We start from the raw sequence: 22,321 nt of genomic DNA, 5'->3' as shown, positions 1-22,321 counted from the left end.
CATGGGTCTCCTCGGCCTCCTCGTCGGGCTCGGCCTGCTCGTCCTGTTCGCATTCCGCGGCTGGAGCGTCCTGCTGCTCGCGCCGTTCGCCGCACTCATTGCCGCGTTGTTCGGCGGTGAGCCGCTGCTCGCGAACCTGACCCAGGTGTTCATGGTGAACGCGGCGGGATTTCTGGCGCAGTTCTTCCCGATCTTTCTGCTTGGCGCCGTCTTCGGCAAGCTGATGGATGACAGTGGCGCGGTGACGTCGGTCGCCGGCTTCATGGCGGAGCGCCTCGGCGAACGGCGCGTGATCCTGGCGGTCGTGCTCGCCGGCGCGCTGGTCACCTATGGCGGTGTCAGCCTGTTCGTTGCGTTCTTCGTCATCGTTCCCATGGCACGCTCGCTGTTTCGTGCCGCTTCGATTCCGCGTCGTCTGATCCCGGCCGCGATCGTGCTGGGAACGTCGACGTTCACCATGTCGGCCCTGCCTGGCACGCCGTCGATCCAGAATGCGATCCCGATGCCGTTCTTCGGCACGACGCCGTTTGCCGCGCCGGGCCTCGGCATCGTCGCCTCGCTCATCATGCTCGGCACCGGATTGTGGTGGCTGCATCGCGCTGAAGCTGCGGCGCGCCGCGCTGGAGAAGGCTATGGCGACGATGCCGAGGGCACGATCGAGCAGGCCGCTGCCGACGAGTTCGTGCGCGAGCGCGCGACGACTGCCCGCGAGTTCGATCCGGCGGAGCTACAGCACGGTCATCGCAGCGAGCGGCCATCGCCCGTGCTGAACGCCATGGCGCCGCTCGTCGTCGTCGTGACCGTCAATCTGGTGATGTCGCTGGTGGTGCTGCCGCGGCTCGATGTCAGCTATCTCGCCGAGCAACGCTTTGGTGAGACGACGCTTGCAGCCGTTGCAGGCGTGTGGTCGGTCGCGGTGGCGCTGGCTGCCGCCATCGTCACGACCATCGCGCTGAACTGGGCGCGCCTGCCGGCGCTGCGCCGGACCATGGACGCCGGGGCCAATGCGTCGGTCCTGCCTGCGTTCAGCGTCGCCAGCCTCGTCGGCTTCGGCGCCGTCGTGGCCTCGCTGCCGGCGTTCACGATCGTGCGCGACTGGGTGCTGGCGATCGAAGGGGGACCGCTGGTCTCGCTCGCCGTCGCAACCAACATCCTGGCCGCCCTGACAGGGTCGGCATCGGGCGGCCTGACCATCGCCCTCGACGCCCTCGGCCCGACCTACGTCGAGCTTGCCGCGCGGACCGGCATCGACCTTGCGTTGATGCATCGCGTGGCGGTGATCGGTGCGGGTACCCTCGACATCCTGCCGCACAACGGCGCAGTGGTCAGCTTGCTCGCGATCTGCGGCCTGACACATCGTGACAGCTATTTCGACATCGTCATGGTGGGCATCGTGAGCTCGCTGTTGGCGCTGGCGGCGGTGATCGCCCTGGGCACTGCGCTGGGCTCGTTCTGACGGAAAGCCGGCGTCAGCGATTGACGGACGGGCGAAGGTTGCATTGAATGCGGCCAACTTCCGAACGCAACAGAACAAGCCGGGTGGAAACGATGAAGCGAAACAGAGCGAGACTGTGTGCATGGCTCGTCGGCGCTGCGGCCGCAATGAGCGCGAGTGGTGCGTTGGCGGCGACGCTGGCGGAGGATGCCGAGACGGTCTGCAAGGGGCTGGTCGGCGGCACCGATGCCGTGAAGATCGATGCCGCGACGTTTCAGTCGCCATCGACTCTCGCTGTTGCCGAGCGCGGCCCGACGCCGTCAGGGCGCATCACGCCCGCCAATCCTGCCTTCTGCAAGGTGCTCGGCCATATCGATCCCACCGACCCCAAGGCGCCGCCGATCAAATTCCAGGTCAACCTTCCCGTCGAATGGAATGGGCGCTCGCTGCAATATGGCGGCGGCGGTTTCAACGGCGTGCTGATCACCGGCCTTGCACTGCCGCCGGCCTATCCCTTCGACAAGCCGTCGCCGCTCGCGCGCGGCTTCGTCACCTACGGCACCGACTCCGGCCACGAATCCAGGCCGGGCGAGGCGCCGCAGTTGTTTGCGCTGAACGACGAGGCCTTCGAGAACTTCGCCCATCGCGCCTACAAGAAGGTGCGCGACGCGGCCGTGGCCTTGATGCAGCGCGCCTACGGCAGGAAGCCGGACAAGATGTACTTCATGGGCTCGTCCGAAGGCGGCCGCGAAGGCCTGACCATGGCGCAGCGCTACCCCGATGATTTCGACGGCATCTTCGCCCGCGTGCCCGTCATCAACTGGGTCGGCCTGCAGCATGCCGGAACGCGCTCGGGCCTGGTGACCATGGGGGAGGGCTGGATCAATCCGGCGCAGGTGAAGCTGGTCGGCGATGCCGTGCGGGCGGCCTGCGACAAGGCCGACGGCTCCGACGATGCGCTGGTGCAGGATCCGGTCGCCTGCAAGGCGGCATTCAAGGTTGAGACGCTGCGCTGCGCGGCGGGCCAGAGCGGCGATCAGTGTCTCACCGATGCGCAGATCAAGGCGATCAACACGCTGCACGCGACCTACAAATTCCCGTTCGCGCTCGCCAATGGTCTCGATGACTATCCGGGCTGGGGCGTGTCGGGCGAGGACACGCCGGCGATCGGGCCGACCGGCGGCTGGGTCGCGTGGTGGCTCGGCACCGCGCCGCCGGCGCAGCCGCCTGCGCCCAACAACGGTATCGCCTGGATCTACGGAGCCGGCGGCATTCAATATGTCTTCGCGCGCGATCCGAAACTCGATGTCACCACCTACAACGTGGAGCACCACAAGGCGCGGCTGCTCGAGGTCTCGAAGCTGATGGATTCGACCGATCCCGACCTCGGCCGCTTCCGGATGCGCGGCGGCCGTCTGATCATGCTCGAGCACATGGCCGACTATGCGCAGAGCCCCTATGCCGGCATCCGCTATTTCGAGAGCGTCGAACGCAAGATGGGCAAGGCCGAGACGGCGGAATTCGCGCGGCTCTACACCGCGCCTGGTGTCGACCATGTCGGCTCCGGCGCGCCGGCCAATGTCGACATGCTGAGCGTGCTGGTCGACTGGGTCGAGAACGGCAAGGCGCCCGGCGATCTCGAGGTCCGCGAGCAGAAGGTCGAGGCACCGTCGTTCGCGACGCTGCGCGCGCTGCCGCTGTGCCGCTGGCCGGCCTGGCCGCACTACAAGGTGGGTGCGGTGACGGAGGCATCGAGCTTCACCTGTACGCCGTGAGGCATGGATCTCACCGCCGCGTCATGGCCGGTCTCGCTGCGGCCGGCGCGCTCTTGTCACGCCGCACGGCTGACGTGGATGCCCGGAACAAGCCCCGGGCACGACGACCTCCCGCTAATGCGCGGGCCCCCCGGCTGTCTTCACGCGCCGCGTCAGCAGCACTGCGATCGCGGCCAGGACCAGCACGGCGCCGATCACCGCAAAGGTGTCGGAATAGCCCATCACCAGGGCCTGGCGTTTTACGGACTTGCCGAGCGCGATGATGGCTTGCTCGCGTGCAGCGTTTGGATCGGGGACACCGTGGGCCATGAAATAGTCCGTCATCTGGGCGATGCGGCTGCGGACCTCCTCGCGGCCGAGGGTGACCGAGTGTCCGATGATGTTGGAATGGAACTGCTCGCGTTTCGTGATGATCGTCGCGAGCGTCGCCGTTCCGATCGCGCCGCCGAGGTTGCGGAACATGTTGCTGATGCCGGAGGCCGCGGCAGCATCCTGCGGCGCGATGCCGCCTGACAGCACCGAGGTCAGCGGCGTCAGCACCATGGCCTGGCCGACCGCGCGCACGATGTTCGGAATCCAGAGCTGGTCACCGGCATAGTCCGGCGACATCGCCGTGTTCATGAAGCAGCTATAGGCGAAGATCAGAAGGCCGGTGATGGCGATATAACGCGTGTCGAAGCGCTGCATCAGCCTGGGAATCAGCGGGATCAGCACGAGTTGCGGCAGGCCGGTCCAGGCCAGCACGTTGCCGATCTGCTCGGAGTTGTAGCCCTGCGCCTGGCCGAGATAGGCGGGCAGGATGTAGACCGAACCGAACAGCGCGAAGCCGACCATGGTCATCGCGACGGTGCCGAAGCCGAAGTTGCGCTGCGTCAGCAGGCGCAGCCGGATCAGCGGCTTCTCGATTCTGAGCTCGATCGCGACGAACAGCGTCAGGCTGACGGCTGCGACGATCGCCAGCTTGACGATGAAAGGGGAGGAGAACCAGTCGTCCTTGTTGCCTTCCTCGAGCACCGCTTGCAGCGCCGACAGGCCGATCGCCATGGTGACGATGCCGGCCCAGTCGCCTTCCTTCAGGAGACCAAGCTGCATCTTCTGCCGCTCCAGCGTCAAATAGAGTGCAGCGACCATCACGGCGGTCGGGATCACGTTGACGAAGAAGATGGTGCGCCAGCCATAGGTCTCGGTGAGATAGCCGCCGATGGTCGGGCCGATTGCCGGTGCAAAGGTGACTGACAGCGCGAAGATGGCGAGTCCGACCGGCTGCTGCGGTTTCGGCAGCTTGGTCAGGACCAGCGTGAAGGCCATCGGGATCAGCACGCCGCCGGCAAAGCCTTGCAGGCCGCGCATCGCGATCATCGACGGGAGATCATGAGTGAAGGCGCAGGCGACCGAGAACGCCGCGAACAGCGTTGCGCTCGCCAGCATGTAGCGGCGGAACGTGAACACGCGACTCAAGTAATCGGTCAGCGGGATCACGATGATTTCGCCGATGAGATACGACGTCGAGATCCAGGAACCGTTGTCGGCGCCGGTGCCGATGCCGCCCTCGATATTGGCCAGCGAGGCATTGGTGATCTGGATGTTCAGGATCGCCATGAACGAGCCGATCATGGCGGCGAGCACGGCGATCCAGGTTGCGAGGCTCGCGCGGTTGGGATCGCTCGCGGAGCGATCAGGCGTCGCGGCCGGTGTTGCTTGCGTCGAGATTGAGAGGCTGTTTGACATGGCACGACCCTCCGGAGACGAGCTTGGCTTTGGGCGTCACGGCCGCATTCGCGGCCGGCGCTGTCGAACGTGTTGCAATGGTGGGGATCACGGACATGCCGGGCCGCAGCGCGATCGCAGGCCCATACCTGTCGTCGAGCACAATCTTGACCGGGATGCGCTGCACCACCTTGGTGAAATTGCCCGTGGCGTTGTCGGGCGGCAGCAGCGCGAATTCCTGGCCGCTGGCCGGCGAGATGGAATCGACGTGACCATGCAGGACCTGGCCCGGGAACATGTCGACCTCGATATCGACGGCCTGTCCCGCCTGCACATGGGTGAGCTGCGTTTCCTTGAAATTGGCGACGACATAGGCGGCATCAGTCGGCACGATTGACATCAGCTGCGTGCCCGCCTGCACGAACTGGCCGACGCGCAAGGACCGATTGCCGACGACGCCGTCGATCGGCGAGACGATCTTGGTGTAGCCGAGATTGAGCTCCGCCTGCTGCCGGATCGCGGCTGCGCGCGCGGCGGCGGCCTTGGCTTGCGCGATCTCGGCCTTGAGGAGATCGACCTGCTTTTGCGCGGAGATGAGGTTGGCGTTATCGCGCGCGATCGCTGCGTCCGCGCCGGCGTCGCGCGCCTGAGCCTGCTGCGCGTTCTGCACGCTGCCATAGCCGGTCCTGGCGAGATCCGTGTAGCGCTTGTTTTCCTGCTGCGCGAAGGACTTTGCGGCCGTGTCGACATCGATGGTCGCCCTGGCGGCAGTGATCACGGCTTGCTGAACCTCGAGCTGTGCCTCCCTGCTGACGACCGCCGCGTTCGCCGCCTGGACGTCGGCGCGAGCCTGGTCGAGCGCGACTTTGAAGTCGCGGTCGTCGATCCGGGCCAGCACCTGGCCGGCTCTCACATGCTCGTTATCGGCGACCAGAACTTGGCTGAGATAGCCGCTGACCTTCGGCGCGATGGTGGTGTTGTCGGCCTTCACATAGGCGTCGTCTGTGGAGACGAGGTACTGGCCGACGGTCCAGTAATCGTAGCCGTACCAGCTGGCGCCGGCCAGCGCGACGGCCGCGGCCGCCATCAGCAACAGCTTGCGGAGGTTGGGTTTTTTGCGGCTGACATGCGCCAGCTCGGCGGGCAGGATGCCCTCCAGGGCGGTTGCTGTCACAGCAGCCTGGGCGGCAGCGGATGGGGTGGTGTGGACGGTCATGGCCGGCTCCCCTGAATTAGGAAACTTGATAATTTCCAAAATGAGACTAGCTTTGGAATTGTCAATGGAATGACAGTCGTCATTTAAAAGCATGGCTCAGGCAAGATCGGACAGCGAAGTTCGTCCGCGCGGGCGGCCACCGGTCCGCAGCGACGACGAGACCAGGCGGATCGTCTTCGACGCCGCACGGCACGCCTTTGCCCGCGAGGGCTATGAGGCGACCAGCACCGAAGAGTTGGCGCGCCGCGCCGGCATCTCGACCAGGACGCTCTATCGGCTGTTTCCGGGCAAGGCTGCGCTGTTCGAGGCGATGTGCGCCGACCGGCTGGAGCGATTGCTCTCCGCCGTCGACCTGCAAGGAAGCGATGAGGTCGATATCGAAACCGGCTTGCGCGCTGCGCTGCTCGCCTGCGCCGATCTCGCGCTCGATCCGGAGGTCGTGGCGTTGCAGCGCATGGTGCTGCAGGAATCGGCCGCCTTTCCCGATCTCGCCGCGAACTTCTACAAGAACGGCATCTCCCGCACCATGACGGCACTCGCCGGCTGGTTGCGTGTCCAGGTCAGGCGCAAGCGCATCGTGATCGAGGATGCCGAGGAAGCCGCCGGCATGCTGATCGGCATGGTCGCATCGGCGCCGCAGCGCGCGGCGATTTATGGCGGCCTGCCCCTGCCGTCACGCAAGCAGATCGAGCGCCGTGTGCAGACCTGCGCGGCCTTGTTCCTCGACGGCTGTCGCGCGGCGCCGGACTAGCGGCGTCCTTTGACAATCCGGATCCGGCCGGCTATATACTTCGCATGCGAAATAATGAGGTCGCAGCGAAGCATCACCGGCTGATCTACCTGCTGAGCGTCGCGCACCGCCGCCTGCAGCGCTGGATGGCGGCGCAGCCGCAGAGCGAGGTGACGCCGGCGCAGGCGGGGCTGCTGTTCATTCTCGGCAAGCGGGATGGCGTCCTGATCGGCGCGGCGGGCGCGGCGCTCGATATGGGGCCGGCCGGCATTTCCGGCCTCGTCGACCGCACCGCAGCCGCAAGACTGATCGAGCGGCGCGCCGATCGCGAGGATGGCCGCGCCTGGCGCATCTGGCTGACGCCCAAGGGGCGCAGCGCGCTGGCGCTGGCGAAGACCTCGGCGGCGGAGGTCAACGCGGCGCTGACGGAGGGATTTACGGCCGCGGAGATCGACATCGTCGCACGCTGGCTGACGAGCATTCAGGACAAGTTTCCAAGAAGTTCAGACGAACAACACGGAGCAGACGAATGACCGAGCACGTCCGGATCGAGAGCAACGGCGGAATTCTCACCCTGACATTGGCGCGTCCCGACAAGAAGAACGCGCTGACCGATGCGATGTACGGCAAGCTGGCGGACACAATCGAATCCGCCGAGTTCGATCCGTCCGCTCGCGTGATCCTGATTCGCGGCGAGGGCGACATGTTCACCGCCGGCAACGACGTCGGCGAGTTCGCCGCGGTCGCGGCCGGCAAGTCCGAAGGCAGCCGCAACGTCGTGCGCTTCATCCAGTCGCTGGCGCGCTGCACCCGGCCGCTGGTCGCAGCCGTGCAGGGCCGTGCCGTCGGCGTCGGCACCACGATGCTGCTGCATTGCGATCTCGTCGTGCTCGCCGACAACGCGCAATTGTCGACCCCCTTCGTCAGCCTCGCGCTGGTGCCGGAGGCCGCCTCCAGCCTGCTGATGCCGGCGCGCATCGGCTATGCGCGCGCCTATGAGATGTTCGCGCTCGGCGAGACCGTGCCGGCCAAGTCGGCGCTGGAATGGGGCCTCGCCAACCGTATGGTGCCGCTCGACAAGCTCGATGCCGAGGCCCTCGCCCTCGCGCAGCGTCTCGCGCGTCAGCCGCTCGGCGCGCTCACGGCCACCAAGAAGCTGATGCGCAACGGCGAGGCGCTGGTCGCGCAGATGCAGGCCGAAGGCGAGCAGTTCGCGCAGCGCCTGCGCACCGCGGAGGCGCGCGAGGCGTTTACGGCGTTCGCCGAGCGCCGGGCGCCGGATTTTACCAAGGTTGCATAGGGGATCCCGAATGCGTGCAGGTTGGATCGCACGGATTCAACTAAAACCTTAACGAAACATTGGCATGTCGCGGTGCAAGGTGGCCTCTCCCGAGAGTTAGGTCCCTCGACCCATGTCAATTTTTAAGAATTCGGTAAGCACGCTCCTTCTGGTCCTGATGACCCTGCTGGCCGCCGGCGCGTTGACCAGCACGGCGATCCAGATGGGTGGCGCCTTCAGCCGTTACAGCGACAGCCTGGAGACCGAGCGGCTCGCGAATGCCGACAAGTCGATCTTCCATGGCGTTGTTGCCCTGCGCAGCAATCGCGGCGATGCCCAGAGCGCGCTGCTCGGCGAGGACGATCCGCGCGCCAAGCTTGGTGCCGCCGAGAAAGCCGAGCAGGCCGGTTTCGACGCCATCAACGCCGCGCTCACCACCGTCGAATTCGCAGCGCGCGACGAACTCGCAGGCACGCTGAAGCAGCGCTGGAGCGAGGCCGCGTCAAAATTCCAGTTGTTCTATGACGAGGCCAAGCTGCCGCGCGCCGAGCGCAAGCTGGAGAGTACCGCGCCCTGGTACGATGCGGTCACCAAGGTGATCGAGACCGCCAATCTCGCGTCCACCGCGGTGTCGAACCGCGCCTGGATAAACGATCCCTACATCGCCCGCATGATCCAGGCACGCCGCCTCGCCTGGCAGGTGCGCGACCGCTACGGCATCCAGTGCTCGACCCTGCGCCCGAACGTCAACGGCTCCAAGCCGCTCGATGAGACCCAGAAGCAGACCGTGGCCGGATGGAATGGCACCATCACGGCCGGCTGGACCGGCATGGTGGAGCTGCTGGCTGCGCCCGACGTGCCGGCCGACCTCGTCAACGCGGCCAAGGAGGCGAAGGCCAAGACTGACGGCGCCCTCAAGCAGATCGGCGAGATCACCAAGGGCTTCGACGGCAGCGGCCGTCCCGCGATGCCCGCCTCGGAATGGAATGCGCTGTGCCAGTCGCCCTTCGCGTCCATCGTCGCGGTCGCCAACAAGGCGCTCGACCTTTCGATCGCGCGTGCGGAGGCGGTTCAGGCGAAAGCCCTGACCAACCTCATCGTGCAGTCGTTCGCATTCCTGCTCGCGCTGGCCGTGACCGTGGCCGGCGTGTTCGTGGTGCGCAATCGCCTCATGCGTCCGGTGCGCGCCATCCTCGATGCCATTGCCCGCATCAGCGCGCGCGATTATGCGACGCCGGTTCCGCAATCCCGCCACCCCGACGAGTTCGGGACCATGGCTGCCGCGCTCGAGAGCCTGCGCGAGAGCGCGGCGACCGCGGAACGGCTGGGCCGGGAACGCGAATCGCAACAGGCGCTCCAGCTCGCCCGCTCCGGCACCGTCGATGCGGCGTGCCGCAGCTTCGACGACACCGTGCAGGCGGTCATCCAGAGTGTCGTGGCCTCGACGCGAGAGCTCGACGCCACCGCGACCGGTGTGCGCTCGCTGGTCTCGGACTCCAGCAGCCAGACCGCCGCGGTTTCGTCCGCCGCCGAGCAGGCCACCAACAATCTCGAGACCATCGCGGCCGCGACCGAGGAGCTGTCCGCGTCCGTCGGCGAAATTTCCGCACAGGTGCAGTCGAGCGCCCGCGAGGCCCGCGAGGCCGTGGCGCAGGCCGAGCAGACCAACGCGACGGTCGAAATCCTCGACCAGACCGCGAGCCGCATCGGCGAGGTCGTGAAGATGATCAACGCGATCGCCGCCCAGACCAACCTCCTGGCGCTGAACGCCACCATTGAAGCCGCGCGCGCGGGGGAGGCCGGCCGCGGCTTTGCCGTCGTCGCGGGCGAGGTCAAGAGCCTCGCGTCCCAGACGGCGACAGCGACGGAAGAGATCTCGCGCCAGGTCGAGGAGATCCAGGGCGCCACCGGTCAGGCCGTCGCCGCGATCCGCTCGATCGGCGGCGCCATCAGCGGCATCGACGAGAAGATGACGGCGATTGCGGCCGCGGTCGAGCAGCAGCGCGCGGCGACCACCGAGATCTCGCGCAACTTCCAGCAGGCTGCCCAAGGCACCCGCGAGGTCACCGACACCATCGGCAGCGTCGCGAGGCTCAACCAGGAGACCGGCAACGCCGGCACGGTGCTGTCGGAGTCCGTCAAGAAGATGTCGGCCGACGCCGATCGCCTGCGCGTCGCGGTCGAGGGCTTCTTGGGAGCCGTGAAGACCGCGTAGTTTCGTTCTCTCACCGTCCAACGTCGCGCGGGCATTGCCGCCGGTCCGTGTGGCGGGTACATCTGTGCCGCCTCGCTCCGCGAGCGTGGCGACAGACGTAAGACATATCAGGGATGGAGAGTTCGATGCCGGTCACGCCCCAACACAAGTCCCAGCGCCCCTATCGCGGTGTGTTCCCGGTCGCGCCCACCATCTTCGACGAGCGCGGCGAGCTCGATCTCGAGGGCCAGCGCCGCTGCATCGATTTCATGATCGATGCCGGCTCGCACGGCATCTGCATCCTCGCCAATTTCTCCGAGCAGTTCGTGCTCACCGACGCCGAGCGCGAGGCCGTGATGCATGCGGTGCTGGATCATGTGGCTGGCCGGGTTCCCGTGATCGTGACCACCACGCATTTCAGCTCGGCCGTGTGCGCGGCGCGCAGCAAGCAGGCCGAGGCGGCCGGCGCCGCCATGGTGATGGTGATGCCGCCCTATCACGGCGCGACCTTCCGGGTTCCCGAGAAGGGCATCGTCGAATTCTTCAAGGTGCTCTCGGCCGCGATCGAGATCCCCATCATGATCCAGGACGCGCCGGTGGCCGGCACGCCGCTCTCGGTCGAGCTGCTGGCGCGGCTGGCGCGCGAATTCGCCAACATCCGCTATTTCAAGATCGAGGTGGCAGGCGCGGCTGCAAAGCTCCGCAGCCTGATCGAGGCGGGCGGCAGCGATATCGAAGGCCCCTGGGACGGCGAGGAGGCGATCACGCTGCTGGCCGATCTCGACGCCGGCGCCACCGGCGCCATGACCGGCGGCGGCTATCCCGACGGCATCCGCCAGATCATCGATCCCTATTTCGCCGGCAAGCGCGAGGAAGCGAAGGCCGCCTATGAGCGCTGGCTGCCGCTGATCAACTATGAGAACCGCCAATGCGGCCTGATCGCCTGCAAGGTCATGATGCAGGCCGGCGGTGTGATCAAGTCGGAAGCCGTGCGGCATCCGCTCCAACCGCTGCATCCGGCAACGCGCGCGGGATTGCTGGAACTCGCCAGGGAGCGCGATGCGCTGGCGCTGCGGTGGGGGAAATAGCGGAGCCAAACGTTCAGTGTCGTCCCGGACAAGCGCGTCTCAAGCGCGCGCAGATGACGAAGACTTGGAGTCGGCAGCTCGCTTCATAACCGCTCCCTGGGGTTATGGGTCCCCGCGTTCGCGGGGACGACATCGAGTGAGAGGCCGCCCTCCAACCTCACTTCGCCGGCTGTAGGGCGTCGAATTAACGCGATTCCGCCAGTTTCGCGCAGCCCGGCGATAGCATATTGTACGCTCGCCAACCGGCCCTGCGGAGAATCCCAACACATCGCGCAATACCTCTTCACGATGCCGTTATCCCGAGTCAGGCTGGCGCAAACCGACAGAACAGGGAGGCAGTGCCATGACGATGAGGCCGGATCCCACCTTTCACGCATCGCCCAAGCTTGCGATGGAAGCACCTGCCGAGAACTTTGCCTACACATTGCTGCTCAGTCCGGACTTCTCGAAGCCGGATGCTCTCGCGGTCATCGACGTCAAGCCGGGATCGCCGACCTATAGCCAGATCGTCCACACCGTGACGATGCCCAACAAGGGCGATGAGTTTCATCACTTCGGCTGGAATGCGTGTTCCTCCGCCTTGTCGCCGCTCGCCGGACATGCCTTCATCGAGCGGCGCTATCTCATCATTCCCGGGCTGCGTTCGTCGCGCATCTACATCATCGATACCAAGCCCGATCCGACCAAAGCCAAGATCCACAAGATCATCGAGCCAGAGGAGGTCTTCAAGAAGACCGGCTACTCGCGCCCACACACGATCCATTGCGGGCCCGACGGCATTTACGTCAGCACGCTGGGCGGCGGCGGCAAGGACGGCACCAACGGACCGCCAGGCGTCTTCATCATGGATTGCGAGACCTTCGAGGTCCTGGGACGATGGGAGATCGACCGCGGTCCACAGACGCTGCACTATGATTTCTGGTGGAATCTGCCGCGCGACTACATGGTGACGAGCGAATGGGCATTGCCGCCGCAGTTCGAGAACGGGATCGTCCCGGAAGATCTGCTCGCGAACAAATATGGACATCGTCTCCACTTCTGGGATCTTCGCGCACGTCGCAACGTCCAGACCATCGACCTCGGCGCCAATCATCAAATGGCGCTGGAGGTACGACCGGCGCACGATCCGGTTCGCGAGTACGGCTTCGTCGGCGTCGTGGTCGACACCACGAATCTCGAAGCATCGATCTGGACGTGGTGGCGAGAAGGCGGGAAATTCCATGCGGAGAAGACGGCGACGATCCCACCCGAGCCAGCGCCAAAGGAGAAGCTCCCGCCGCTGCTCCAGGGCTTCGGCGCCGTGCCGCCGCTGGTGACCGACATCGACCTGTCGATGGATGACCGGTTTCTCTATGTCTCGTGCTGGGGCACGGGTGAAATGCGCCAGTACGACGTCAGTGATCCGCGCAAGCCGAAGCACGCGGGCTCGGTCCACATCGGCGGTATCGCGCGCCGCACGCCGCATCCGAATGGCAAGGCATTTGCGGCGGGTCCGCAGATGGTCGAGATCAGCCGCGACGGCAGGCGCGTCTACTGGACCAATTCCCTCTATTCCACCTGGGATGACCAGTTCTATCCCGATGGGGTTCCGGGCGTGGAGGTCATGGCCAATGTCGGTCGCAACGGAGGCCTCGAGCTCGACAAGGACTATTTCGTGAGCTTCCCCGACGGATATCGTGCGCACCAGATCAGGCTCGAGGGCGGCGATTGTTCGACGGACTCCTTTTGCTACCCGTCGGTCTAGATTGGGGACACGCGAGCCCGGCACTCGGCTGGCTGTGGCTCGCGCTTGTTGCGAGCGGTCTCTATCACGGGGTCAATCCGGGGATGGGATGGCCGCTCGCTGTTTCGGCCGGGCTCATGGACAAGAGCCCGCGCGCGCTTTTCCACGCGCTGTGCGCCCTGTCGGCCGGCCATCTCCTTGCAACGCTTCTCGTGCTGCTGCCATTCGCGTTCCTGCTCGTGCTGGCGGAGTGGCAGCGTCCGATCCAGCTGGTCGCCAGCCTTCTCGTCATCGGCTTCGGCGTCTATCGGTTGGTCGACCGGCGTCATCCGCGCGCGCTGGCACGAATTCCGCCGACGCAATTGGCGCTGTGGTCATTTGCCGTTGCCATTGCGCACGGCGCCGCCTTGATGCTCGTGCCGATCTATCTCGGGCTATGCCAGGCCTTCAAGCTCGATGCCGGCCATCAGGCGGCGGGCGAGTTGATGAAGGCAAATGTCGGGATGGCGGTGCTGGTGTCCCTGGTGCACGTTATCGCGATGGTCAGCGCCGGTGGATGTCTGGCCTGGCTGGTCTACCGCTATCTGGGATTGAAGTTCGTCTCGCGCAGCTGGTTCAATCTGGATGCAGTCTGGGCGACGAGCCTCGTTCTGGTCGGCGCCGTGGCGCTCGCCTTCAATCTTGGGAGCTGGCAGTGAGGCCTACCGCGTCAACGCCCACTCACCGATGATGCGGAAGCGAGCCTTCGCCTCGTCCTGCTTGAACAGTGCGAGGCGGTCGATCGCCAGCGTGCCAAGACCAAGCGCAGCAAATCGTCCCCGCAACATCTCCAGAATCGGCTCGCGGCGCTCTGCATCCAGCCGGCCCGTCACTGTCATGTGGAAGCGGAACTCCTCCATCACGTAAGGGTAGCCCCAGCGGTCGAGATAGTCGCGCTGCCGCTCGGTGAGTTTTTCGGGCTTGCGCCGCGCACGATCTTCCGCGGTGAGGGCCGCGCGGAAGGAGTCGAATTCCCGGACGCAATCGGCGGCAAGCTGCTGGAGAGCGTCGACCGGCTCGGCCGGAATGACGGCGATGAAGCCGCTGATGGTATCGACGACGGGGCGGATCGCTGGAATTGTCCGCGATTGGCCGGCGAACGTCGCGCAGGCCGCCATGAGCTCGGCCTCGGTCCTGCCTGATACCAGCGTCATCGGCGCCTTCAGCGTCGCGTGAAAGCCGTATTTGCGGGGATCGGCGGTGATGTCGCGCCAGTCCGGCGCGACGCGCAACGCTTCTTGCGGAAACGAAACCGTGTCGCCGCTGTGGGCGTGATAGCCGAGCAATTCGGCGCCGAAGCGGGAGAGGGCGCTGTCGGTGCCGGCGGCAAAGTAGATCGCGTAGCGGGGGAAACCTGTCATCACCTCAGCATAGCCAATTTAAGCCGCGACGACAGCCTCGCGCGGCGCCGCTACGGCAGTGAGCAGCCTTGTCGCGTCGGTGAGGTGCACGAGCTTGCCGCCCGAGATCACTGCGATCAGCCGCGGCCGCAGCTTCATGCTGTCGTCGACGAGGAGAATATCGGCGCGGCGTCCTTCCGCGAGCATGCCGCGATCGGCAAGGCCGGTCGCGCGCGCCGGGCCGGCGGAGACCAGATCCCAGGCCCGTGCCAGCGGCACCACGCCATCGGCGGCGAGGCGGAACGCGGCGAGCAGCTGTGCGGGATAATAATAGTCCGACGCCAGCACCGAGCAGAGCCCCTTGGCGATCATGTCGGAGGCCCTGGTCCATCCGGTATGACTGCCGCCGCGCACGACGTTCGGCGCGCCGTAGACGATGGCATCGCCGTGGCTCGCTGCCGCCCGCGCCGTCTCCTCGTTGATCGGAAACTCCGCGATGTCAGCGCCGAGTTCGCGAAACTCCCGGCGCATCGCCGGCGTTGCGTCATCGTGGGAGAGCATCCGCACCCCGGCCGCGCGCGCAGAAGCGGCGAGGCGCGACACCGAAGCGGGCACCTCGTCGGCGCGCGAGATCACGCGCTCGACCAGCCGGTCGAAGTCCTCGCTCGAAAGGCCAGTGCGCTCCACCATGCGGTTGCGTTTGCGCGGCTTGGCCATGTCGGCGACGGTGCCGTCCATGTGGTCGTTGAAGGCGAACAGGTCGACGCGGCCCTCGGCGAGCCACTGGGCGATCTCGGCCTCGGCGTCGAGATTGTAGGTCTCGTGCCGCAGATGGAAGCGGGTGTCGGCGGCGAATTGCGGACGCTGCCGCTCGATCGCCTCCATCAGGCCGCGCGCATTGTCGGCGCTGCGCAGGCCCGGCTCCCAGGAGCAGGTCGTGGCATGAAAGACGGTGGTGATGCCGTTGCCGATCGCCTGGCGGTCGCTGTCGGCGAGCGCGACGTCGATCGGAAAATCGACGCCGGCGCGCGGCATCATCTGTCGCTCGAAGGCATCGCCATGCAGATCGACGATGCCGGGCAGCACCAGCAGGTCGCGGGCATCGATCGCCAGCCGCGCACGTCCGCGCGAAGCATCGACCCGCGCAATATCCGTTCCGGACACGAGGATTGAGGTTTCGACGAACTCGGCGCCGATCAGGGCCCGGCCGCCTTCGAGGAATATGTCTGTCACGCGATCGCGCTTCGTTTGCTGGCCGGAGGATTGGTGAGAGAGCTCGCCCGTGCTTCGTATGTCGAAAGAAAATCTTCAATCCCGAGCTTGCGGAAATCGGGCAGCGCCGCGCGCAATTTGTCGTGATCCCAGTCCCACCAGGCGAGCTTCGCAAGGCGCCCGGCGATCTCCTCCGAGAACCGCCGCCGCACGATGCGGGCCGGATTGCCGGCGACGACGGTGTAGGCCGGCACGTCCTTGGTGACGATGGCCCCGGCCGCGATCACCGCGCCGGTGCCGATGTTGCGACCCGGCAACACGATCGCACCATGGCCGATCCAGACGTCGTGGCCGATATGGATATGATGCTGGCGCCGCCAATCGAAGAACTCGGCATCGTCGCTCTCACCCTCGAAATAGGCGCTGGAGCGGTAGGTGAAGTGCGCCTGCGTCGCGCGATGCATCGGATGGTTACCGGGATTGATGCGCGTCATCGCCGCGATCGAGCAGAACTTTCCGATGGTGGTGTAGGTGATCTGCGAATCGTTGACGACATAGGAGTAATCGCCCATCGCCACTTCATGCAGGATCGTGCGCGCGCCAACCTCGGTATAGGCGCCGAGCCGGGTCTCATGCAGTTTGGCCGAGGGGTCGATGGTCGGCTGAACCGAAAGAGCTTTGGCGGCCATGTTGCATCCGAGCTGCGAGGGCGGGCGTTCCTCTTCGAGTGGATTCATGACAACGTCATGACGTGGCGATGACAGGGGATGACGTGTGCAGGATCGCTGCGCTGCAACAGCCGTGTCACACAAGTGTTAAGCATGGACGTTAGCGATTGGCTCCAGCTACTCTGGAGCCCTGCATGCTGGTGGTCGATGGTCTGACGTGTCGCTTCGGTGCAAAAGCCGCAGTGGACGACGCTTCGTTTGAGGTTTCCCCCGGCGGCTTCGTCGGTGTAATCGGGCGATCCGGCGCCGGCAAGTCGACATTGTTGCGGACGATCAACCGCCTTGCGACACCGTCGCAGGGTCGCATCCTGTTCGACGGCCTCGACGTCACCGCGTTGCGCGGCAAGGAGCTGCGGCAGTGGCGGGCCCGTTCGGCCATGATTTTCCAGCAGTTCAACCTGGTCGGCCGGCTCGACGTGCTCACCAATGTGCTGATGGGACGCCTCGCGACGATGCCGGCCTGGCGCTCGCTGCTGCAGGCCTGGCCCGAGCAGGACAAGGCGCTGGCAATGTCCGCACTGGAACAGTTCGACATCGCCTCGCTCGCCGCCCAGCGCGCCGATCAGCTCTCGGGCGGCCAGCAGCAGCGCGTGGCGATCGCCCGCGCACTGGTGCAACAGCCTGATATTATTCTGGCCGACGAGCCGATCGCCTCGCTCGACCCGCGCAACACCAAGATCGTGATGGATGCGCTTTTGCGCATCAACAAGCATTTCGGCATCACCGTGCTCTGCAATTTGCATTCGCTCGATCTCGCCCGCAGCTATTGCGACCGCCTGATCGGCATGGCCGCTGGCCGCGTGGTGTTCGACGGCGCACCGTCCGCGCTGACCGACCAGGTCGCGCGCGAGCTCTACGATCTCGAGGCCAACGAGGCCATGGGCGGCATGCCTGTGCCGGCGTCCGCCGGCGTCCCGGCGCTCGGAACGGCCGCTGCGGCCTGAGCCGCGGCGCATCCCTTGAGCTGCAAGTTCTTGCGTCAACCGACCCCAACCGATGAAGAGGGTATCATGATCACTCGCAGATTAGTCCTTGCCGGCACCGCCGCGCTCGCGTTCACGGCCTCCGCCTCGGCCAGCGACTGGAAGGCCAAATATCCCGAGCTGACCTTCGCGGTCGTGCCGGCCGAGAACGCCTCGGGCGTTACCGAGCGCTGGACCCCGTTCGTGGAATACCTCTCTAAGCAGCTCGGCGTGAAGGTCACGCTGCGCATCGCCAACGACTACGCCGCTGTGATCGAAGGGCAGCGCGCCGGAAATATCCACATCGCGAGCTACGGCTCGGCCTCGTTTGCCCGCGCCCGCCTGACCGGCGTCAAGACCGACGCCTTCGCCAACGACATCAACGCCGACGGCTCGACCGGCTACTATTCGGTGTTCTTCGTCAAGGCGAGCAGCGCCTACAAGAAGATCGACGACCTCAAGGGCAAGAACCTCGGTCTCGTCGACCCGAATTCGACCTCCGGCAACAACGTGCCGCGCTTCGAGCTCGACAAGTTGGGCATCCACGACGCCGACACCTATTTCAGCAAGGTCGTCTTCGCCGGCAGCCACGAGAACGCGATGCTGGCGCTGGCGCAGGGCACGGTCGACGTCGCGGCCAACCAGTGGACCAGCGACAACGATTCCACGCTGGCGCAGATGCTGACCAAGGGCATGCTGAAGAACGCCGACGGCTCCGCGATGAAGAAGGACGATTTCCGTATCATCCACAAATCGGCGCCGATCATCAACGGCCCCTATGCCTACAATTCCGACCTGCCGGAAGACGCCAAGGCCGCCATTGCGAGAGCGTTCTTCGACGCGCCGGCCAAGGACAAGGCCGCCTTCGACCGTCTCTCCGACGGCCAGAAGAAGGGTTTTCATCCCGCCACCACCAAGGATTGGGATGGCACGATCGAGCTGATCAAGTTCGTCGATGCGCTGCGCAAGAAGAAGGCGTCCTGAGTTCTTGGGACGATGCACCTGAGCCGGGTCCCGAGGACCCGGCTCTTTCTTTGACCGGACCTGTTTCGACAGATGACGACAGCGGTTTCGATCCTCCCCCAGCAGCAGCTCGCCGTGCTCAATGCTGCCTATCGCCAGGCGGTTGCGCGCAGGCGGCTCCGCCTGTTGCTGGGCGCCGTCATCTTCGCCGCCGCGCTCGTTCTGGCCGCAATCGGCGCGGAAGTGAATTTGCGCACGCTGTTCACCTATTTCGGCAACTTCCTCAGCTATTTCGACCGCATCCTCACGCTCGACAACGGCCAGCGGGTCTGGACCGATGTCGGCGAGTGGTTCTGGGGCTGGCGCAAATGGCTGAAGATGCTGGGCGAGACGCTGCTGATCTCCTATGTCGGCACGCTGATCGGCGCGACCTTCGCCTTCTGCCTGAACTTCTTAGCGGCTGAAAACACCTCGCCCGCGCCCTGGCTGCGCTTCGTCGTGCGGCGGCTGCTCGAGTTCGCCCGCACGGTGCCCGGGATCGTGTTCGCGCTGGTCTTCGTCATCGCCTTCGGGCTCGGTCCGATGGCGGGCGTGCTGGCGATCGCGATCCACTCCACCGGCGCGCTCGGAAAGCTGTTCTCGGAGATCGTCGAGAACGCCGACATGAAGCCGGTCGAGGGCATCCGCTCGACCGGCGCGAGCTGGTTGTCCTGCATGCGTTTCGCCGTGGTGCCGCAGGTGACCGCGGGCTATGCCAGCTACGCACTGCTGCGTTTCGAGATTAACGTCCGCGAGGCCTCCGTGATGGGCTTCGTCGGCGCCGGCGGCATCGGCCAGGAACTCGTCGTCGCCATCCGCAAATTTTACTACTCCGACGTCAGCGCGATCCTGCTCACCATCGTCGTCACGGTCTTCATCATCGACATCGCCACCGGCTGGCTGCGCGGCCACCTGTTCGGCAAGGAGGCGCGGACGTGACGAAGCCGCAGGAGGTCGATGCCGCGCAGATGCGTGCGCGCTATCCCGAGGTGTTCGAGCGGCCGGCCTCGGCGCGGCTCGCGACGCCCGCCATGATCGTCGCGGCGTTCGCGATCCTCATTTACGGGCTCGTCGATCTCGACTTCTCGCCGTCGCGCTTCTTCGCCGGCCTCAGCCAGCTCGGCTGGATCAGCCTGATGATGATCCCGCCCGATCCCGGCTCGTCCCTGCCCATTTATCTGAAGGCGCTCGGCGAGACGCTGTCGATCGCGCTGCTCGGCACCACGCTGGGAGCGCTATTTGCCTTGCCGGTGAGCCTGCTGGCGGCCCGCAACATCGTGCCGTCGAGCATTCTGCGCTTCCCGGTCCGGCGCTTCCTCGATTCGATTCGCGGCGTCGATACGCTGATCTGGGCGCTGGTGTGGATCAACGTGGTCGGGCTCGGCCCCTTCGCCGGCGTGCTCGCCATCGCGGTGTCGGATTTCGGCGCCTTCGGAAAATTGTTCTCGGAGGCGTTCGAGGGCGCCGACCAGAAGCAGGTCGAGGGCATCCGTGCCTCCGGTGGTAGCGCGCTGCACGAGATCCGCTTCGGCCTGTTGCCGCAGGTCCTGCCTGTCATCGCGGGCCAGGTGCTCTACTTCATCGAATCCAACACCCGCTCGGCCACCATCATCGGCATCGTCGGCGCCGGCGGCATCGGCCTCCAGCTCGCCGAGCAGATCCGCGTGCTGGAATGGCAGAAAGTGTCGTTCCTGATCCTCATGATCCTGGTTGCGGTGGCCGCGATCGATTTCATCTCGGGCAAGCTGCGCTTTGCGATCATCGGGCGACGGGCGGTGGCGTAGTCTTTCCCTTCTCCCGTTGTGGGAGAAGGTGGCATAGGCGGCCCTGGACCGCCGTTCTTAAGAGCGCCGAAGCGAAGCTTCGGCTACGGCGCCGGATGAGGGGTATCTGTCCGCGAACTCGACTGCCAGCTTCACGCGCGGAGAGAGGCGGAAGCGTAGCGAAGCCTCACCCGTTCTCCACCAGAAACTCCACCCGCTCCGCAGCGAAGCGCGAGTGTTTTGTCAGCAGCGGCCTGCCCTCGAGATCGTGGTCGGTCGCGTCGACCACCAGGATCGGCCGCCCCAGCGCCAGATCCAGCCGTGAGGCATCGGTCGCATCGACGATGCCGGCCGTGATTCGGGTCGCGCCGCGGCGATAGTCGCGCACGCCGTAATGCGCGAGAAGCTTGGTCATCGAGCGCGTCGCCGCGAACACGGCGCCGGCGTCCGGAAACCGCTCCGCCGACAGCCAGGTGGTGGACACGCAGATCGGCGTGCGGTCGGCGAGGCGGATCGCCTCGATCCGCATCAAGGGCGCGCCGGTCTTCAGTCCCAGCTCCCGCGCGAGCTCGCGTGTCGCGATATCGTCGGTCGCCTCGATCAGCCGCCCATGCGGTTCGCGGCCGCCCGCACCGACGATCTCGGAAAAGCGCGTGCGCGAGCGCAGCGGATAGGCCAGCTTCTGCGCCTCGACATAGGTTCCGCTGCCGCGCTCGGCCCGCACCAGGCCGCGCTCGGCGAGGGCGGCCAGCGCGCGCCGCACGGTGTGGCGGTTGACGCGATAGGTTTCGGCGATCTCCATCTCGCCCGGCAGCTTGTCGCCGGCCGCAAAGCGGCCGTCGGCGATGCCGCGCTCGATGCCGTCGGCAACGAGGCGCCATAGCGCGACGCCCGAGGAGGCTGTGTCCTGCATGCTCATGTCGCGGGAAACCTACTCCAGAAATCACATCATTGTCACGAAACAGTCATGGCGCGTCCGTAAGAAGTTGTCTATTATCATAGACAACTTCGATGCGGCAAGTTCTGTAGAAAGTTCGGTGGACCAAGTGACGCAGCACAACAATCAGCAAGCCCAGCGCAGGGCCGCGATGGCGGTGCTGGCGCAAGCGGAGGCGGGCGAGATCGCCGCTCGCCTCCGCAACTTGGCCTTGGACTCGGCCCTTCCGGCCCATCAGGATCTGCGCGCGCCGGAAAACGGCCTCGTCATGCTGCGTGGCCGGATCGGCGGCGACGGCGCGCCGTTCAATCTCGGTGAAGCCACGGTGTCGCGCGCCGCGGTGCGGCTTGCGAGCGGCGAGGTCGGGTTCGGCTACACGCTCGGCCGTGACGGTGACAAGGCGCGGCTGATCGCGTTGTGCGATGCGCTGGTTCAGTCCCGTGATTACGGCGGCGCGGTGGAGCGGGGTGTCATCGCGCCCTTGCGAGAGCAGCTTATGATTCGGCGCAAGCAGGCGGCGGCCGAGACCGCCGCGACGAAGGTTGATTTCTACACCATGGTGCGCGGTGAGGGCTGAGATCATGACCACGATTGCGGAATTGCCGCCGGGTTTTGCCGACAAGGTGCTGTCGGCGCAATCGACCTTTCGCTCCGTCATGGACGCGATGGCGCGGCCGGGCTCGGTTCAGCGCATCGTGCCGATGGCGGGGGCACCTGATACGATGATGCGCGGCACCGCCGCGATCGCGCTCACGCTGTTCGACCACGACACGCCGCTCTGGCTCGATGCGCGGATGGTGGAGAGCTCCGACCTGGTGAAGTGGCTGAAATTTCATACCGGCGCGCCGGTGGTGCAGGATTGCTCGATCGCGAGCTTCGCACTGATCAGCGACGGTACGGCGCTTCCGCAGCTCGACCGGTTTGCGCTCGGGACGAGCGAATACCCGGATCGTTCGACCACGGTGATCATTCAGGTCGACAGCCTGGCCTCCGGGCGCGGCTTCGAGCTGCGCGGCCCCGGCATCGACGGTGTCGCGACGCTGCAGGCGTCGATCAAGCCTTTCGACCTGTTCGAGCGCCTACGGATCAACGAGGCGCTGTTTCCGCGCGGCATCGACGTGGTGCTGGTCGCCGATGACGCCGTGGTTGCGATTCCGCGTACCACGCGCGTCGTGAGCAAGGGAAGCTGAA

21 protein-coding genes are annotated in these 22,321 nt (G+C 65.8%); 15 read left to right on the top strand and 6 right to left on the bottom strand.

The window, feature by feature from the left end; all coding sequences use genetic code 11:
• Position 1: 1 nt before the first annotated feature.
• A complete protein-coding gene (locus XH96_RS37020; RefSeq protein WP_194390194.1) occupies positions 2 to 1,456 on the top strand; it encodes a GntP family permease in 1,455 nt (484 codons plus the stop codon).
• Between the two features lie 92 nt (positions 1,457 to 1,548).
• Positions 1,549 to 3,210 carry a tannase/feruloyl esterase family alpha/beta hydrolase gene (locus tag XH96_RS37015; protein ID WP_194390193.1) on the top strand — a complete coding sequence of 554 codons (1,662 nt, stop codon included), beginning with the start codon at positions 1,549 to 1,551 and terminating at the stop codon, positions 3,208 to 3,210.
• A 114-nt stretch (positions 3,211 to 3,324) separates the two neighbouring features.
• On the opposite strand, the gene XH96_RS37010 is transcribed toward XH96_RS37015, so the two are convergent.
• Together XH96_RS37010 and XH96_RS37005 are read right to left on the bottom strand one after the other, a co-directional pair.
• Positions 3,325 to 4,938 (bottom strand): DHA2 family efflux MFS transporter permease subunit, encoded by a 1,614-nt coding sequence (locus XH96_RS37010; protein WP_194390192.1) that lies wholly within the window; start codon positions 4,936 to 4,938, stop codon positions 3,325 to 3,327.
• Positions 4,886 to 6,133 (bottom strand): HlyD family secretion protein, encoded by a 1,248-nt coding sequence (locus XH96_RS37005; protein WP_194390191.1) that lies wholly within the window; start codon positions 6,131 to 6,133, stop codon positions 4,886 to 4,888. Before XH96_RS37005 ends, XH96_RS37010 begins: the two co-directional genes overlap by 53 nt.
• A 91-nt stretch (positions 6,134 to 6,224) precedes the next feature.
• On the opposite strand from XH96_RS37005, the gene XH96_RS37000 reads away from it, so the two are divergent.
• From XH96_RS37000 to XH96_RS36970, 7 genes are all read left to right on the top strand, one after another.
• Positions 6,225 to 6,884: a TetR/AcrR family transcriptional regulator gene (locus tag XH96_RS37000; protein ID WP_194390190.1), complete on the top strand. Its 660-nt coding sequence runs from the start codon at positions 6,225 to 6,227 to the stop codon at positions 6,882 to 6,884.
• A gap of 44 nt (positions 6,885 to 6,928) precedes the next feature.
• On the top strand, positions 6,929 to 7,396 hold the full coding sequence (locus XH96_RS36995; RefSeq protein WP_194390189.1) for a MarR family winged helix-turn-helix transcriptional regulator: 468 nt from the start codon (positions 6,929 to 6,931) through the stop codon (positions 7,394 to 7,396).
• The gene (locus XH96_RS36990) at positions 7,393 to 8,163 is read left to right on the top strand and encodes an enoyl-CoA hydratase (protein ID WP_194390188.1); all 771 of its coding nucleotides are present in this window, start codon (positions 7,393 to 7,395) and stop codon (positions 8,161 to 8,163) included. Before XH96_RS36995 ends, XH96_RS36990 begins: the two co-directional genes overlap by 4 nt.
• 112 nt (positions 8,164 to 8,275) lie before the next feature.
• Positions 8,276 to 10,357: a methyl-accepting chemotaxis protein gene (locus XH96_RS36985; RefSeq protein ID WP_194390187.1), complete on the top strand. Its 2,082-nt coding sequence runs from the start codon at positions 8,276 to 8,278 to the stop codon at positions 10,355 to 10,357.
• A gap of 125 nt (positions 10,358 to 10,482) precedes the next feature.
• Complete coding sequence (locus XH96_RS36980) at positions 10,483 to 11,424, top strand: dihydrodipicolinate synthase family protein (RefSeq protein WP_194390186.1); 942 nt, start codon at positions 10,483 to 10,485, stop codon at positions 11,422 to 11,424.
• Positions 11,425 to 11,767: 343 nt separating this feature from the next.
• Positions 11,768 to 13,168: a selenium-binding family protein gene (locus XH96_RS36975; protein WP_194390185.1), complete on the top strand. Its 1,401-nt coding sequence runs from the start codon at positions 11,768 to 11,770 to the stop codon at positions 13,166 to 13,168.
• An 83-nt stretch (positions 13,169 to 13,251) separates the two neighbouring features.
• Positions 13,252 to 13,845: a hypothetical protein gene (locus XH96_RS36970; RefSeq protein WP_246790222.1), complete on the top strand. Its 594-nt coding sequence runs from the start codon at positions 13,252 to 13,254 to the stop codon at positions 13,843 to 13,845.
• Positions 13,846 to 13,848: 3 nt separating this feature from the next.
• On the opposite strand, the gene XH96_RS36965 is transcribed toward XH96_RS36970, so the two are convergent.
• Genes XH96_RS36965 through XH96_RS36955 form a run of 3 tightly spaced genes read right to left on the bottom strand, consistent with a single transcriptional unit; the run spans position 13,849 to position 16,427 of the window.
• Positions 13,849 to 14,547: a DUF1045 domain-containing protein gene (locus tag XH96_RS36965; protein WP_194390183.1), complete on the bottom strand. Its 699-nt coding sequence runs from the start codon at positions 14,545 to 14,547 to the stop codon at positions 13,849 to 13,851.
• An 18-nt stretch (positions 14,548 to 14,565) separates the two neighbouring features.
• Complete coding sequence (locus XH96_RS36960; protein ID WP_246789885.1) at positions 14,566 to 15,759, bottom strand: alpha-D-ribose 1-methylphosphonate 5-triphosphate diphosphatase; 1,194 nt, start codon at positions 15,757 to 15,759, stop codon at positions 14,566 to 14,568.
• Positions 15,756 to 16,427, bottom strand: a complete 672-nt coding sequence (locus tag XH96_RS36955) for a chloramphenicol acetyltransferase (RefSeq protein ID WP_194390182.1) — start codon at positions 16,425 to 16,427, stop codon at positions 15,756 to 15,758. Before XH96_RS36955 ends, XH96_RS36960 begins: the two co-directional genes overlap by 4 nt.
• 173 nt (positions 16,428 to 16,600) lie before the next feature.
• Here XH96_RS36955 and phnC point away from each other — a divergent pair, with 173 nt between their 5' ends.
• The 4 genes from phnC to phnE (XH96_RS36935) all read left to right on the top strand — a co-directional run bounded on the left by phnC (position 16,601) and on the right by phnE (XH96_RS36935) (position 20,214).
• Positions 16,601 to 17,410, top strand: a complete 810-nt coding sequence (gene phnC, locus XH96_RS36950) for a phosphonate ABC transporter ATP-binding protein (RefSeq protein ID WP_028176575.1) — start codon at positions 16,601 to 16,603, stop codon at positions 17,408 to 17,410.
• A 66-nt stretch (positions 17,411 to 17,476) separates the two neighbouring features.
• Positions 17,477 to 18,412 carry a phosphonate ABC transporter substrate-binding protein gene (gene phnD / locus XH96_RS36945; RefSeq protein WP_194390181.1) on the top strand — a complete coding sequence of 312 codons (936 nt, stop codon included), beginning with the start codon at positions 17,477 to 17,479 and terminating at the stop codon, positions 18,410 to 18,412.
• A 72-nt stretch (positions 18,413 to 18,484) separates the two neighbouring features.
• A complete protein-coding gene (gene phnE / locus XH96_RS36940; RefSeq protein ID WP_194390180.1) occupies positions 18,485 to 19,369 on the top strand; it encodes a phosphonate ABC transporter, permease protein PhnE in 885 nt (294 codons plus the stop codon).
• 29 nt (positions 19,370 to 19,398) lie between these two features.
• Positions 19,399 to 20,214 (top strand): phosphonate ABC transporter, permease protein PhnE, encoded by an 816-nt coding sequence (gene phnE / locus XH96_RS36935; protein ID WP_371740196.1) that lies wholly within the window; start codon positions 19,399 to 19,401, stop codon positions 20,212 to 20,214.
• Positions 20,215 to 20,380: 166 nt separating this feature from the next.
• Here phnE (XH96_RS36935) and phnF read toward each other — a convergent pair whose 3' ends face one another.
• Positions 20,381 to 21,112 (bottom strand): phosphonate metabolism transcriptional regulator PhnF, encoded by a 732-nt coding sequence (phnF, locus tag XH96_RS36930; RefSeq protein WP_194390178.1) that lies wholly within the window; start codon positions 21,110 to 21,112, stop codon positions 20,381 to 20,383.
• Positions 21,113 to 21,230: 118 nt separating this feature from the next.
• Here phnF and phnG point away from each other — a divergent pair, with 118 nt between their 5' ends.
• On the top strand, positions 21,231 to 21,707 hold the full coding sequence (gene phnG / locus XH96_RS36925; protein WP_194394400.1) for a phosphonate C-P lyase system protein PhnG: 477 nt from the start codon (positions 21,231 to 21,233) through the stop codon (positions 21,705 to 21,707).
• A gap of 4 nt (positions 21,708 to 21,711) precedes the next feature.
• Complete coding sequence (phnH, locus tag XH96_RS36920; RefSeq protein ID WP_194390177.1) at positions 21,712 to 22,320, top strand: phosphonate C-P lyase system protein PhnH; 609 nt, start codon at positions 21,712 to 21,714, stop codon at positions 22,318 to 22,320.
• The last annotated feature ends 1 nt before the right edge of the window (position 22,321 follow it).

This window comes from Bradyrhizobium sp. CCBAU 51765, assembly GCF_015291725.1.
Taxonomy (GTDB): Bacteria; Pseudomonadota; Alphaproteobacteria; order Rhizobiales; family Xanthobacteraceae; genus Bradyrhizobium; species Bradyrhizobium liaoningense.
This window is presented reverse-complemented; position numbering and strand designations above follow the sequence as displayed.